This window comes from Microbacterium sp. C-MGS6, assembly GCF_058140415.1.
Window position 1 is genome coordinate 3,169,035 of the sequence record NZ_CM176934.1, and the last position, 13,249, is coordinate 3,182,283.

Below are 13,249 nucleotides of genomic sequence, written 5' to 3' on the forward strand. Positions count from 1 at the left end.
GGAGGGCGTTCTGCGTCTGAGGTCAGGCCGGACGGGGCCGGATGACGGGCCGACGACTGCCCTTCGAGACGGGAGTCGGGGCCGTGGCGACGATCTCCTCGACCGTCGCGGGCTCCTCTGACACGGGGAGGCGGAGAGCCTGCGTGAGCGCGAGGCCGTGCCGGGTGGTGAGGATCAGCCGGTTGTACTGCGGGTCGCCCTCGAGGTCGACGACCACGCTGGGGCGACGGCGACGGATCAGCACGAAGTCGAGGCTGCCCGCGGCCTTCCAGCTCCCCGCCGCCAGCACGCCCGGAATGTGGGTGCCCGGGTTCGGGACGCCGCGGAGCCAGGTCCAGGCGTCATCGGTCAGTTGGACCTTGGTGATCGTGTCGCGCACGATGCGGACGTTCTCACGGTGGAAGGTGGCGGCACGTTCGATGGGCGAGAGCACGACCTCGAGTTGCGTCTGGTCCAGCAACAACGTCACCATGTCCCCAGTCTGCCAGCGCCGCCCTCCCGGTTGGCTGGAAGTTGCTCACAGGAACGCAACGATCCCTTGTCGGAATCACCCACACCCCCACCCGCAGCAACCACCTCCCGCGAGGACAGGCGCTCACGCCGGAACAGGCCGCTACCGGGAGCGCAAGCCTGACTCCGCGCGAGCGCCTGATCTCGCCGACCTCGCGACCGCCGCTCCCTGGGCAGGCATCCGCGCGACCTCAGGCAGCAGGGTCCAGGGGCCCCTGTTCCCGCGCGGGCGCCTGTCTTCGCGCGAGCGAGCGGCGGCGGAAGTCAGGGACGCGCGGTGAGGGCGGCCCGGGCGGCGTGCGGCAGGGCTTCCTCGATGCGCTGGAGCTCGTCCTCGCCGTGCGCGGCGGTGAGGAACCAGGCCTCGAAGACGCTCGGCGGCAGCGCGACCCCGTGCTCGCGCATCGCGTGGAAGAACGCGGCGTACCGGAAAGACTCCTGCGCCTGCGCCTCGGCGTAGTCGCGCGGAGCGGAGGCCCGGAAAGACGCGCTGAAGAGGTTGCCGGCGGACGCCAGAGCGTGGGTGACCCCGGCCTCGCCGAGCGCGCGGTCCAGCGCCGACGACACCCGAGCGGCTGCGGCGTCGACGGTCGCGTAGACCTCGGGCGTCGCGAGTCGCAGCGTGGCCAGGCCCGCGGCCACCGACAGCGGGTTCCCGGAGAGCGTGCCCGCCTGGTAGACCGGGCCGAGCGGCGCCAGAAGGTCCATGACCTCGGCACGACCGCCGAGGGCCGCCAGCGGCATACCGCCGCCGACGACCTTCCCGAAGGTGAGGATGTCGGGCAGGTAGTCCTCCCCCGCCTCCGCCTGGAGTCCCCAGAAGCCCGCCGGGTGCACCCGGAATCCGGTGAGGACCTCGTCGAGGATCATGAGGGCGCCGTGCGCGTGGGCGGTCTCCGCGATGAGGCGGTTGAAGCCCGGCAGCGGAGGGACGACGCCCATGTTCGCCGCCGAGGCCTCGACGATGACGGCCGCGATCCGCGGGCCGTGCTCGGCGAAGACGGCGGCGAGCGCCTCCGGGTCGTTGTAGCGGATCACGAGCGTCTGCGCAGCGATCGGCGCGGGCACGCCTGCCGAGCCGGGCAGCGCGAGGGTGGCGACCCCGGAGCCGGCCTCGGCGAGCAGGCCGTCGGAGTGGCCGTGATAATGGCCGGCGAACTTCACGAGCAGATCGCGGCCGGTCGCGCCGCGAGCGAGGCGGATGGCGGTCATGGTGGCCTCGGTGCCGGTCGAGACCAACCGGACACGCTCGACGGGACGGATCTCGCCGAAGCGGACGCGGTCTGCGATGAGCGCGGCGAGCTCGACCTCCCCCTCGGTGGGAGCGCCGAACGAGAGCCCGCGGGTGGCGGCTTCCTGCACCGCGGCGACGACCTCGGGCTGTGCGTGGCCGAGCAGCGCGGGGCCCCACGACGCGACGAGGTCGACGTACTCGTTGCCCGCGGCATCGGTCACGGTCGCTCCCCGCGCCGAGGCGAGGAACCGCGGCGTCCCGCCGACCGACCCGTAGGCGCGCACCGGAGAGTTCACCCCGCCGGGGATCACCGCACGGGCGGCAGAGAAAAGGTCGTCATTGCGGTCGGTCATCGAGGCTCCTCCGTGATGCACGGAGCTCTCCCGGCATCCCTTCCAGGCTAACCCGCCGCCTGCCCTTCGAAGGCCGTCTGCGGACAGGAGGGAGGCTCAGCCGCGCAGCCAGCGGGCGGCTTCCGTGGCCCAGTAGGTCAGCACCGCGTCGGCACCCGCGCGACGGATCGAGAGCAGCGACTCGAGCACCGCGGCACGCCGATCGATCCACCCGTTCGCCGCGGCGGCCTCGATCATCGCGTACTCGCCCGACACCTGGTACGCCCAGACCGGGACGGTCGCGGCGTCGCGCACCTCGCGGAGCACGTCCAGGAAGGCCATCGCCGGCTTCACCATGACGATGTCCGCGCCCTCGTCCTCGTCGACCAGGGCCTCCCGCACGCCCTCGCGGCGGTTGCCGGGGTCGAGCTGGTACGTTCGGCGGTCGCCCTGGAGCTGCGAGTCGACGGCTTCGCGGAACGGGCCGTAGAACGCGCTCGCGTACTTCGCGGCATACGCCAGGATCAGCGTGTCCGTGAACCCCTCGGCGTCGAGCGCCTGACGGATCACGGCGACCTGGCCGTCCATCATCCCGGACAGCCCGAGCAGCTGGGACCCTGCGCGCGCCTGGGCCAGGGCCATCGAGGCGTACCGCTCCAGGGTCGCGTCGTTGTCCACGGAGCCGTCGGCGGCGAGGACGCCGCAGTGACCGTGGTCGGTGAACTCGTCGAGACAGAGGTCGGTCTGCACGACGAGGGCGTCGCCGACCTCGGCCGCGAGCGCTTCGGTGGCGACGTTCAGGATGCCTTGCGGGTCGTCCGCGCCGGAGCCCCGGGCGTCGCGCACCGCGGGAACGCCGAACAGCATGACGCCGCCGACCCCGGCCTCCGCGGCCTCCACGGCCGCAGCGCGCAGCGAGTCGATCGAGTGCTGGGCGACACCGGGCATCGAACCGATGGCGACCGGTTCGCTCAGGCCCTCGCGGACGAAGAGCGGGAGCACGAGCTGCCGCGGCTCGAGAGAGGTCTCGCGCACGAGGTCGCGGACGGCGCGCGACTGGCGAAGTCGGCGCAGGCGGATGTCGGGGAAGCTCACGGCGCGAACTCGTCTGCCGCGTGCGGAAGGGTGAACTGCGAGACGGCTTCGATCAGCGCATCGATGGTCTGCCGGTCGGCGACCACCGAGACGGGGAGACCGGCGCGCTCGGCGTCCTTCGCCGTGCGGGGACCGATCGCCGCGAGCAGCGTCTCGTCCGGGATCTCGGGGAACTGCTCCCGCACCTGCTCGGCCACCGAACCGCTGGTGATGAGGATCGCGTTGATCCGGCCGTTCTCGACATCGCGGCGGATGCGCTCCGTCACCGGGACACCGACCGTGCGATAGGCGACGACGCCGTGCACGTCGTGCCCCGCGTCGGAAAGGAGGAGGCTGAGGACGGGCTTGGCGATCTCGCTGCGCAGCGCCAGGATCCGGCGCGGCTCGTGCTCCAGGGCGATGAGCTGCTGCGCCATGCCCTGCGCGGAGTTGTCCTGTTCCGGCACCAGGGCGACCTCGTAGCCCACGGCCTGCAGCGCCGTGGCCGTCGTCTCGCCGACGGCCGCGATCTTCGTGGTCTTCGGCACGACGGCGCGGTGGGCGAACAGCACGTCCACCGTGGTCGCGCTCGTGACGGTCAGCCAATCGAACTCACCGGCCGCGAGCTGCTCCAGCGCCCGGTCGAGCGTCGCCTGGTCCGTCGTGGGCGCGAAGTTGATGAGCGGGGCGACGACGGGAACGGCCCCGAGGTTCCGGAGACTCGCGGCGACGCTGTCGCCCCAGGGTCCGCCACGGGGCACGAGGATGCGCCAGCCGTCCAGCGGTCGGTCCTGCTTGCTTTCAGAAGTGGTCATGACAATTCGGATTGCTCTTGAGGGACGAGGTCGGCCGCCCCTTGATCGAGCAGCCGACGGGCAACAGCGAGCCCGAACTCACGCGCTGCGTGCATCGGGTCTGCACCATCGGCAGCATCCGCACCATTGCCACTGCCGTTCCGATGAATATACTCCCCGTTCAGGGCTTCCGTGACGTCCAGACCGATCCGGCGACCCCCGTCCGGGGCGTAGACCACTGTCCTGACGCGGATCTCGGCCCCCTGGACGACGGCGTGCGCCGCCATGGGGGCTTGACAACCGGCGTCCAGGCCCTCCAGGATGGCCCGCTCGACCGTGATCGCGAGCCGCGTCTCGCGGTGGTCCAGCGCCGACAGCGCCGCGCGCAGCTCCTCCGGGGCATCCGCCCGCGTCTCGACTGCCAGCGACCCCTGGCCCGGCGCCGTCGGCCATTCCGCGAGACCGAGCTCCTCGCGATGCAGGGGCGAATCGGTGCCCAGCCGCGAGAGCCCGGCGGCGGCGAGGATCACGGCGTCCAACTCGCCGGACGCGACGCGGGAGAGCCGGGAGTCGATGTTGCCGCGGATGTCCACGACGTGAGCGCGGGGCGCACGACGGTGGACCTGCGCGATGCGGCGGGGCGACCCGGTGCCCACCGCGCTCCCGGCCGGCAGCTCATGCAGCGGGATGCCGTGTCGGGTGAGCACCACGTCGCGGGCATCCTCCCGTCGGGGCGTCGCGGCGATGACGAGCGACTCCGGCACCGCGGTCGGGAGATCCTTGAGGGAGTGCACGAGGAAGTCGCACTCGCCGGCGAGGAGGGCCTCACGGAGACGGGTGGCGAAGATGCCGAGGCCGCCGATCTCCGACAACGAGGCGCGATTGGTGTCGCCCTCGCTGGTGATCGGGACGAGCTCGACGCGCCGGCCGGTGACCTTCTCGAGCGCTGCGGCGACGTGGCCCGACTGCGCCTGCGCGAGCGCGCTGCGACGGGTGCCGAGACGGATGGGGGTGCTCATGGCGCTTACTGCAGCACGTCCGCGATCTCGTCGAAGCGCAGGCGGCGCCCCGTGTAGAAGGGCACCTCCTCCTTCACGAACATGCGGGCGTCGGTGTAGCGGAGGTCGCGCATCATGTCGACGAGATCCGTGAGTTCATCCGCCTCCATCGGGAGCAGCCACTCGTAGTCGCCCAGCGCGAAGGCTGCGACGGTGTTCGCGATGACACCGGTGAACGCGGCGCCCTTGCGACCGTGGTCGGCGAGCATCGTGCGGCGCTCCCCCTCCGGTGCGAGGTACCACTCCGGGGTGCGGACGAACGGGTAGAGGACGAGCCAGTCCTTGGGCTCGATGCCTCGGAGGAACCCGGGGACGTGCGCGCGGTTGAACTCGGCGTCGCGGTGGACGCCCATGGCGTTCCACACCGGCAGGAGCGAGCGCAGCATCTCGGTGCGGCGCAGGCGACGGAGCGCCCGCTGCAGCTCCTCGGCCGTGGCACCGTGCAGCCACACCATGAGGTCGGCGTCGGCCTTGAGTCCGGAGACGTCGTAGAAGCCGCGGACGGTGACGCCCGAGTCCTCGATGTGCGAGACGATCGACTCGACCTCGGTCGCGTCGATCTCGGTGACGGGAGCATCGGGGTTGCGTCGCCAGACGGCCCAGAGGGTGTAACCGGACGGGTTCTCTTCACGCAGGTCGGACATGATCCCAGTCTGCCCCCTTTGCGGAGGAGCCGCTAATCAGGGGAATACTGCCCCCAGGCGAGGGCGGTACGGGGGTCGATCAGCGGGCGATGGCGCGGGCGATGGCCCACACCGCCCCGCCGACGGCGGCGGCGATGCCCACGGTCGCGGCGATCGCTGCGGCGGGGTTGCGATCGGCGAACGCGCGCGCCTTCACGGCCGCCCGCGCCGATGCCTTCTCCACGCGCCGGGGGATGTTCCCCTTGACCTCGATGGCGGCCAGGGCCGCCTTCAACTCCGCCCGCGCCGAGGCGACGGGATCGACGATCCCCGCGGGGACCGCGGTGCGCGGCAGCGACTCAGGGGTGCTCATCGCCGGCCTCCTTCACGATTCGGATGTCCTCGGCCACGGCCTGTGCCGGGTTCTGGCGACGGAGCACCTTGCGGAACTTCAGGATGCCGAGCAGCGCGAACAGCAGCACGGCGACGATGAGGATGCCGAACACCGCCAGCGCGGACAGCCATACCGGCCACCACGACGACAGCCCCGCGATCGCGAACACGAGGATCACGGGCACGGCCCAGAACAGGAAGAACAGCGCGACGAGGAACCAGACGGAGCCGACGCCCGCATCCTTCGCCGTGCGCGACACCCACGCCTTGGCCGCGTCGATCTCGGCCTTGACGAGGGTGGTGACGAGCTCCGGCAGGTCGCCGAGCAGCGTCAGCAGACTGTCGTCGGCGCGATCCCGATATCCGCGGGGCATGTCAGTCGTCGGACTTCCGCGGGGTGGGCTTGCTCGCGGCGGGCTTCGACGCCGCGGGCTTCTGGGCCTCGGCCGCGCGCTCCTTGACCTCGTCGACCGCGTCCTCCGCGGCGTCCGAGATCTCTTCCGCGGCGTCCTTGCCGGAGGCGATGACCGCGTCGAGCTTCTGGCCGGGCGTGCCGTCGCCCTTGACCGACTTGACGATCTTGACGGCGCCGGTCCAGACCGCGCCGGGAACCGCGGCGGCCTTGTCGCCGACGAAGCCCTTGACCTTGTCGACGCGCTCCTGCACCGGGTCCGTGTTCCAGACCTTCAGCCACTGCGTCTTGATCTGCTCGTAACGCTCGCGTCCTGCGCGGGTGCCGAGCACATAGCCGACGCCGAGTCCGACGACGAGTCCGATCTTCCCCTTCATGGGGTCTCCTCACGTTGTTCCGGCTGTGGTCCGTCCCGGGGGACGCCCGATCGCCCGCGTCTCCGCCGCGATCAGGTACCCAGCGTAACGCCGTATGCCGATTTCGGCATCAATCGATGAGAGGGTTGACACGGAGCCCCGGAGCGCACTCGCGTACGCCCCGCGCGCACTCAGTCCCAGAGGAGGGCGCGACGCAGGCGCTCGGCTTCCTCCGCGGCGTCCGGCACGACCTGCGCGAGCCCGGTGCCGGCCAGCCAGGCCCCCACCGCGGCCAGACCGGGAACCGCCTGCACGGCCTGACGCGCCGCCGCGCGCCGCTCTCCCGACCCGATGATCGATGCCGGCTGCGCCTGCACGAAGCGCCCCCGGTGGCCTGCCACGACCTGGTCGGCCGTCAGGGGAACCCCCAGGAGGGCCGAGGCCTCCCGGCGGGCGAGGTCGACCGCGGCCTCGTCGTCCAGCGCCGCCGTCGCCGCCGGCTCCCCCTGGGCACCGAACGAGACGCGGACGACCTCCCGGTCGCCGGCGGCCGCCCGCACCCAGGACCACTTCGCCGTGGAATGCGTGAGTGCCTTCGCCGTGTGGCTGTGCGGCACCGTGAGCACGCCGGTGCCCCGGGGCGGGGTGCGCAGCGCGGGCGCGTCGAGCAGCAGACTGATGATCTCGATCTCGGGGGCCGGTGCCGCGTCGGCGGCCGCGAGGGCGGGAACGACGCCCGCGAGCAGCTCCCGCGCCCCGTGCTCGGAGGTCGCGACGATCACCGCGTCGGCGACGAGTTCCTCCTCCTGCGTCGCCTCCTCGCCCTCGATCGGCTTCTCCGCGGCGGGCTCCTCGACGACGACGCGCCAGGTGGTGCCGTCGGTCGCGAGGCGGCGGACTCGGACGCGGGTGCGCACGGTCGCACCGAGTTCATCGAGGTCGGCCGCGAGGGCGTCGACGAGCACGCTCATCCCGCCGACGAGCCCCTCGACCGCGGCACCCGGAGTCTTCGCACCGCGCGACGCCGCCTCACCGCGGAGCGCCAGGACCGCCCCGGAGAGGGATCCGACGCGGGTCAGGGCGGCGTTGAGTCCGGGGGCGGCGACGTCGATGTCCACGTCGTCCGGGGAAGCGGAGTAGACACCCGTGGTGACGGGGGCGACGAGGCGGTCGCGCACCTTCTCCCCCATGCGCGAGGCGACGAGGCGTCCGAGGCTGAGCTGATGCCCGATCGTGAGCGGCGGGCGCACGCGGTCGAGATAGGCCCGCCAGGCGCCCGACCAGCCGATGATGCGGCGGACGTCGTCCTGGAAGGGGTTGCCGGGGATGCCGAGGATGCCGCCGGCCGGAAGCGGAGCCGCGCCGCCGCCGGGGAGTCCGGCGAGCCACGCGCCTCCCGCCTGCGGCGTCACGACGCGGTCGGAGAGACCGAGGTCGTTCACGAGAGCCCGGACGTGCCCGCCCTTCGTCGCGTAGCTCTCCGCGCCCGCGTCGACGACGACACCGTCCAGCGCGACTCTGCGGATCACGCCACCCAGGGACTCGGACCCTTCGAGCAGCGTGACCTGCATGCCGACCTTCGCGCACTCCCGCGCGGCCACGAGTCCGCCGACGCCGCCGCCCACCACGACGACGTGCTTCCGTGCGGCACGGGCCGCCAGGTCGGCCGGTTCAGCGGGTGCGGGGTGCTCGGGGCTCATGCCTCCATCCTTTCACCGCCCCTGCGCTTCGAATCGCCCGATTGGCCGGATAATCGCCGCGGATGCCGCCAGGTGCGCGATCCGAACGGAGGTCAGGCCCGACCGCGCTTGCGCACCTCGCGGAGGACGATCTGCTCGGGACAGACCGTGGAGAGGAAGTCGCCGACGGAGAGGGCGAGGCGTTCACCGACGAGCGAGTAGAAGATGCGGTTGGCATCGCGACGTTCGGAGACGAGGCCTGCCTGCCGCAGCACGCTCAGGTGCCGGGAGATGGTCGGGCCGCTCGCGGAGAAGCGGGACGCGATCTCCCCGGCCGCGAGCTCCCCCTCCTTGAGGTCCTGCAGGATCTGCCTCCGGGTGGGATGGGCGAGCGCCGCGAAGATGTCGGATGCGCTGTCGGCCATGCTTGCAATATAGCACCTTCGCTAGATACAGTTTCGCCAGATAGCTAATTAGCGAAGGAGAACACCATGAAGGTCGCCATCACCGGAGGCAGTGGATTCGTCGGCCGCGCCCTCGCCGATCGCCTGGAGGAGCCCGTGGCGATCTCCCGACGCTCCGGCACGGACATCACCGACGTCGACGCGCTGACCGCCGCCTTCGCCGGATGCGACGCCGTCGCCCACTGCGCCGGGATCAACCGGGAGATCGGCGACCAGACCTTCCGCCGCGTGCACGTCGAGGGCACGGCCGCCGTCGTCGAGGCCGCTCGCCGCGCCGGCGTCCGGCGGCTCGTCATGGTGAGCTTCCTCCGCGCCCGGCCCGACTGCGGCTCCGCTTACCACGAGTCGAAGTGGGAGGCCGAGGAGATCATCCGCGGCTCCGGGCTCCCGCACACGATCCTGAAGTCCGGGATGATCTACGGCCCCGGCGATCACATGGTCGACCATGTGACCCGTGCCGTCCGCACCCTCCCCTTCTTCTGGACGGTCGGCTACCGCGAACGCACCGCCCGCCCGGTCCCCGTCGAGGATGCCGCGGACGTGCTGGTGGCCGCGCTCGAGGGCCGCATCCCGGAGCCGACGGTCGCCGTGATGGGGGCGGACGAGGTCACGCTCGGGGAGGCCATCCGCCGGATCGCCCGCGTCGCCGGACGTCGTCCCGCGTTCCTCCCCGTTCCGGCCTGGGTCGTGCGGGTGCTCGCGCAGCTCACCGAGTGGACCATGGTCGTGCCCCTGGTCGCGAAGGCGCAGGCGCGGATGCTCGCGGAGGGCGTCAGCGAGCCGGCACCGTGGGCGCCGGAGCCGCCGGAGGGGATCCGTCCGTCGCGGCCGTTCGACGACGACCGCATCCGCGCGGCGCTGCCCACCGGGCGCTTCGGTCTTTCGGATCTGCGGCTGGTGCGGGCGCTTCGAATCGCCTGAACGGCTGCATCTGGGCCGCAGATGCCGCAAAGCAGGCGATTCGAACGGAGGTCAGCCGGCGTGCACCAGCTCGACGATACGGGTGAGCTGGTCGGGGTCGGTCTCCGGGGGCACACCATGGCCGAGGTTGAGGATGTGCCCGCGGGCCGCGCGACCGCGTTCGAGCACGTCGCGGACATGCGCCTCGAGCACCGGCCACGGCGCGCCGAGGAACGCGGGGTCGATGTTCCCCTGCACCGAGACGTCGGGGCCGAGGATCGCGGCGGCCTCGTCGAGGGGCAGCCGCCAGTCGACCCCCACGCCGTCGGCGATGCCGTCCAGCCGCATGTCGCCGAGGAAGGGGCCGGTGCCGACGCCGAAGTGGATCGTCGGGACGCCGATGCCGTCCAGAGCGGTCCGTGAGTGCGGCGCCACGAAGGTGCGGTAGTCGGCGGGGCTGAGGGAACCCGCCCAGCTGTCGAAGAGCTGCACGACCGCGGCGCCGGCATCGCGCTGCGTCTCCAGGAACCGCCGCGAGATCTGCGCCAGCCAGCCCGCGAGACGGTGCCAGGCCTCGGGCTCCGCGTGCATCATGCCGCGCGCACGCAGGTGCTCCTTGGACGGACCGCCCTCGACGAGATACGCCGCGAGCGTGAAGGGGGCTCCCGCGAAGCCGATGACCGGGGTGTCGCCGAGCTCGGCGGCGACGATGCCGACGGCTTCCGCGATCGCGCTGCCGTCGAGGCTGTCCGGATCGATCGCCGTGATGCGGTCGACGTCGGCCAGCGTCCGCACCGGGTTCGCGAAGACCGGGCCGCGGCCGGGCTCGATCTCCACGTCCACGCCGGCGAGACGCAGCGGGATGACGATGTCGCTGAAGAACACCGCCGCGTCGACGCCGTGCCGTCGCACGGGCTGGAGGGTGATCTCGGCGGCGAGGTCGGGGGTGAGGCAGGCGTCGAGCATGCGCGTGCCGACCCGCAGCTCCCGGTACTCGGGCAGGGATCGGCCCGCCTGGCGCATGAACCAGACCGGAGCGGTGGCGGGGCGGTCGCCGGTGAGGGCGCGCAGCAGCGGGGCGTCGGAGAGTGCCATGCCCCCATCCTCCCATCCGGCGCCTAGGGAGCCGCCGAGTCCCGGCTCCGTACGCTCGGGTACAATTGAAGGGTGCTGCTGTGTGTGACGGCGAGTCACAAGACCGCCTCCTTCGAACTGCTCGAACGCCTGAGCCGCACCCCCGACGACGTCGCTCCCACCATCGTGGGCATGGCGCCGTGCGTGCAGGGTGCCGTGGTCCTGGCGACGTGCAACCGCTTCGAGGCGTACGTGGAAATGGACGAGCCCGTGACCGCGGCCGGCGCCATCGGCGTCGAAGCCGTGATCGAGGCCGTCGAGTCCGCGACCGGCATTCCCGCCGCCGACCTCGACGGTGCCTACGCCGTGCATTCCGGTCGCCGCGTCGCCGAGCACCTCTTCTCCGTGGCCTCCGGTCTCGAGTCCGTCGTCTCCGGCGAGGGCGAGATCGCCGGCCAGGTGCGGCGTGCCCTGAAGTCCGCCCGCAAGGACGGCACCACCTCCCCCGAGCTCGAGCGCCTGTTCCAGCGCGCGAGCCAGGCGCAGCGCAAGGTCAAGAACGTCACCGCCCTCGGCCGCGCCGGTCGATCTCTCGTGCGTCTCGCACTGGAACTCGCCGACAGCCGCATCGCCGACTGGTCCGCCGAGCGCGTGCTGCTGGTCGGCACCGGAGCCTACGCCGCCGTCACCCTCGCGACTCTGCGCGAGCGCGGCGCCGTCGACATCTCCGTCTACTCCCCCTCGGGCCGCGCCGAGATCTTCGCGGCCAAGCACGACATCCGCCCGGTGCCGGCCGAGGAGTATGCCCGCACGGCGGCGCACTCCACGCTGCTGATCACCTGCACCACCGCGACCGAGCCCGTGCTCGGCCCGGAGCACCTGCAGCTCCCGGTCGGCCTCGCGGCCGCGGGCTGCCCCGTCAGCGCGACCAGCGGCACCACCGGGGTCCCGAGCCGGCTGGTGGTCGACCTCGGCATGCCGCGCAACGTCGACCCTGCCGTGGCCGCACTGGAGGGCGTCGCGCTGCTGGACCTGGAGACCATCCGCCTGCACGCCCCGCTCGAGGAGCTGCAGGCGACGGACGCCGCCCGGAGCGTCGTCCGCGAGGCTGCGGAGACCTTCCACGTCGTCGGTGCCCGCCAGAGCGTGACCCCGTCGGTCGTCGCGTTCCGGTCGCACATCTTCGAGCTGCTGGAGCGCGAGATCGACCGTGCGCGCGCCCGCGGCGACGAGGACGGCAAGGTCGAGCAGGCCCTCCGGCACCTCTCCGGCGTGCTGCTGCACACGCCGACCGTGCGGGCTCATGAGCTCGCCGCCGCCGGTCGCGCGGACGAGTTCGCCGCCGCGCTCGCGACGCTGTACGGGATCGCCCCTGCCGCGGACACGGTCGAAGACGCCGCCACAGCCTGATCCCGTGTGGGCGAGATGGGAGGCGCGGCCCTCCACATCACCGGAGACACCGCCGCCGACGCTGCGGAACGAGAGCCGTGTGCTGCGCGTCGACATGCTGATGGACCAGAGGGCGGGAGCCATGGGCTGCGCGAGGATCCGCGCTGTGAGAGCGTGGGGCACGAGGAGGCGCGAATGACCCAGGATCTGTACTCGGACGCGAGGCTGTACGACCTCCTGTTTCCGACGAGCGAGGCAGCCGTGGACTTCTACCGTGCCGAAGCCGACAGCGTGGGCGGTCGCGTGCTCGAGCTCGGATGCGGAACCGGTCAGAAGCTGATCCCGATCGCGGCCGACGGGCACCCGAGCGTCGGACTCGACCTGTCGCTCGACATGCTGGCTGTGGCACGTCAGAAGGCTGAGGAGCGCGGTGTGTCTGTCGAGTGGCAGCACGGCGACATGCGCGACCTCGACCTGGGCGACGAGTTCGACCTCATCTTCATCGCGGGCAACGCTCTGCTGCACCTGCACGAGGCTGACGACATCGTGCAGTGCTTCCGCGCGGCACGGCGGCACCTCGCGCCCGGCGGACGGTTCGCTTTCGACGTCTTCCATCCCGACGTGCGGCTCCTGGCTGACGCCGACGGCGTCCGGCGCCCGCGCACGACATTCGCCGATCCCGACCGCGGCGACGTCCGCGTCGACGTCGCGGACGCCTATGATGCCGCCGCACAGGTGACGCGCGGCACCTGGTACTTCTCGACGGACTCCGAGCCCGACTTCCAGACGGTGTCCATCGAGGTGCGGAGCATCTTCCCCCAGGAACTGCCGGTGCTCCTTGCGCATGCCGGACTCCGACTGGTCAAGCGCTTCGGCGGCTGGGACGGCAGCCTCTTCGGGGCGGGCTCCTCGACCCAGCTCTGCATCTGCGAATCCGCCGCCCCGTAGTGAGAGAGG

The 13,249-nt window shown here is 72.0% G+C and carries 15 protein-coding genes; 3 read left to right on the top strand and 12 right to left on the bottom strand.

Annotation, left to right across the window (positions count from 1 at the left end; translation table 11 throughout):
* Positions 1–22 precede the first annotated feature (22 nt).
* The 11 genes from AC3B5L_RS15665 to AC3B5L_RS15715 form a co-directional block, all read right to left on the bottom strand.
* Complete coding sequence (locus tag AC3B5L_RS15665; RefSeq protein ID WP_136052962.1) at positions 23–472, bottom strand: hypothetical protein; 450 nt, start codon at positions 470–472, stop codon at positions 23–25.
* 302 nt (positions 473–774) lie between these two features.
* Complete coding sequence (hemL, locus tag AC3B5L_RS15670) at positions 775–2,097, bottom strand: glutamate-1-semialdehyde 2,1-aminomutase (RefSeq protein WP_259954388.1); 1,323 nt, start codon at positions 2,095–2,097, stop codon at positions 775–777.
* 96 nt (positions 2,098–2,193) lie between these two features.
* Positions 2,194–3,171: a porphobilinogen synthase gene (gene hemB / locus AC3B5L_RS15675; RefSeq protein ID WP_268777011.1), complete on the bottom strand. Its 978-nt coding sequence runs from the start codon at positions 3,169–3,171 to the stop codon at positions 2,194–2,196.
* Positions 3,168–3,965, bottom strand: a complete 798-nt coding sequence (locus AC3B5L_RS15680; RefSeq protein ID WP_187662559.1) for a uroporphyrinogen-III synthase — start codon at positions 3,963–3,965, stop codon at positions 3,168–3,170. Before AC3B5L_RS15680 ends, hemB begins: the two co-directional genes overlap by 4 nt.
* Positions 3,962–4,963 (bottom strand): hydroxymethylbilane synthase, encoded by a 1,002-nt coding sequence (hemC, locus tag AC3B5L_RS15685; protein ID WP_490095960.1) that lies wholly within the window; start codon positions 4,961–4,963, stop codon positions 3,962–3,964. The genes AC3B5L_RS15680 and hemC overlap by 4 nt, the downstream gene beginning before the upstream one ends.
* A 5-nt stretch (positions 4,964–4,968) precedes the next feature.
* Entirely contained in the window at positions 4,969–5,649 is a 681-nt protein-coding gene (gene hemQ, locus AC3B5L_RS15690) for a hydrogen peroxide-dependent heme synthase (protein WP_490096413.1), read from the bottom strand.
* A 76-nt stretch (positions 5,650–5,725) separates the two neighbouring features.
* The gene (locus AC3B5L_RS15695) at positions 5,726–5,998 is read right to left on the bottom strand and encodes a hypothetical protein (protein WP_025104872.1); all 273 of its coding nucleotides are present in this window, start codon (positions 5,996–5,998) and stop codon (positions 5,726–5,728) included.
* Positions 5,985–6,392, bottom strand: coding sequence for a phage holin family protein (locus AC3B5L_RS15700; RefSeq protein WP_259954392.1), 408 nt, complete (start codon positions 6,390–6,392; stop codon positions 5,985–5,987). Before AC3B5L_RS15700 ends, AC3B5L_RS15695 begins: the two co-directional genes overlap by 14 nt.
* A 1-nt stretch (position 6,393) precedes the next feature.
* On the bottom strand, positions 6,394–6,807 hold the full coding sequence (locus AC3B5L_RS15705) for a hypothetical protein (protein WP_259954394.1): 414 nt from the start codon (positions 6,805–6,807) through the stop codon (positions 6,394–6,396).
* Between the two features lie 170 nt (positions 6,808–6,977).
* Positions 6,978–8,486, bottom strand: coding sequence for a protoporphyrinogen/coproporphyrinogen oxidase (locus AC3B5L_RS15710; RefSeq protein WP_490095961.1), 1,509 nt, complete (start codon positions 8,484–8,486; stop codon positions 6,978–6,980).
* Between the two features lie 92 nt (positions 8,487–8,578).
* Complete coding sequence (locus tag AC3B5L_RS15715) at positions 8,579–8,890, bottom strand: metalloregulator ArsR/SmtB family transcription factor (protein ID WP_060921528.1); 312 nt, start codon at positions 8,888–8,890, stop codon at positions 8,579–8,581.
* Between the two features lie 66 nt (positions 8,891–8,956).
* Here AC3B5L_RS15715 and AC3B5L_RS15720 point away from each other — a divergent pair, with 66 nt between their 5' ends.
* Entirely contained in the window at positions 8,957–9,850 is an 894-nt protein-coding gene (locus tag AC3B5L_RS15720) for an NAD(P)H-binding protein (protein WP_292797845.1), read from the top strand.
* A 51-nt stretch (positions 9,851–9,901) separates the two neighbouring features.
* On the opposite strand, the gene hemE is transcribed toward AC3B5L_RS15720, so the two are convergent.
* Complete coding sequence (gene hemE / locus AC3B5L_RS15725; protein WP_187662565.1) at positions 9,902–10,924, bottom strand: uroporphyrinogen decarboxylase; 1,023 nt, start codon at positions 10,922–10,924, stop codon at positions 9,902–9,904.
* A gap of 72 nt (positions 10,925–10,996) precedes the next feature.
* Between hemE and AC3B5L_RS15730 the strand changes: the two genes are divergently transcribed.
* Together AC3B5L_RS15730 and AC3B5L_RS15735 are read left to right on the top strand one after the other, a co-directional pair.
* Positions 10,997–12,313 (top strand): glutamyl-tRNA reductase, encoded by a 1,317-nt coding sequence (locus AC3B5L_RS15730; RefSeq protein ID WP_370429001.1) that lies wholly within the window; start codon positions 10,997–10,999, stop codon positions 12,311–12,313.
* Between the two features lie 174 nt (positions 12,314–12,487).
* Positions 12,488–13,240: a class I SAM-dependent methyltransferase gene (locus tag AC3B5L_RS15735; protein WP_370429000.1), complete on the top strand. Its 753-nt coding sequence runs from the start codon at positions 12,488–12,490 to the stop codon at positions 13,238–13,240.
* The last annotated feature ends 9 nt before the right edge of the window (positions 13,241–13,249 follow it).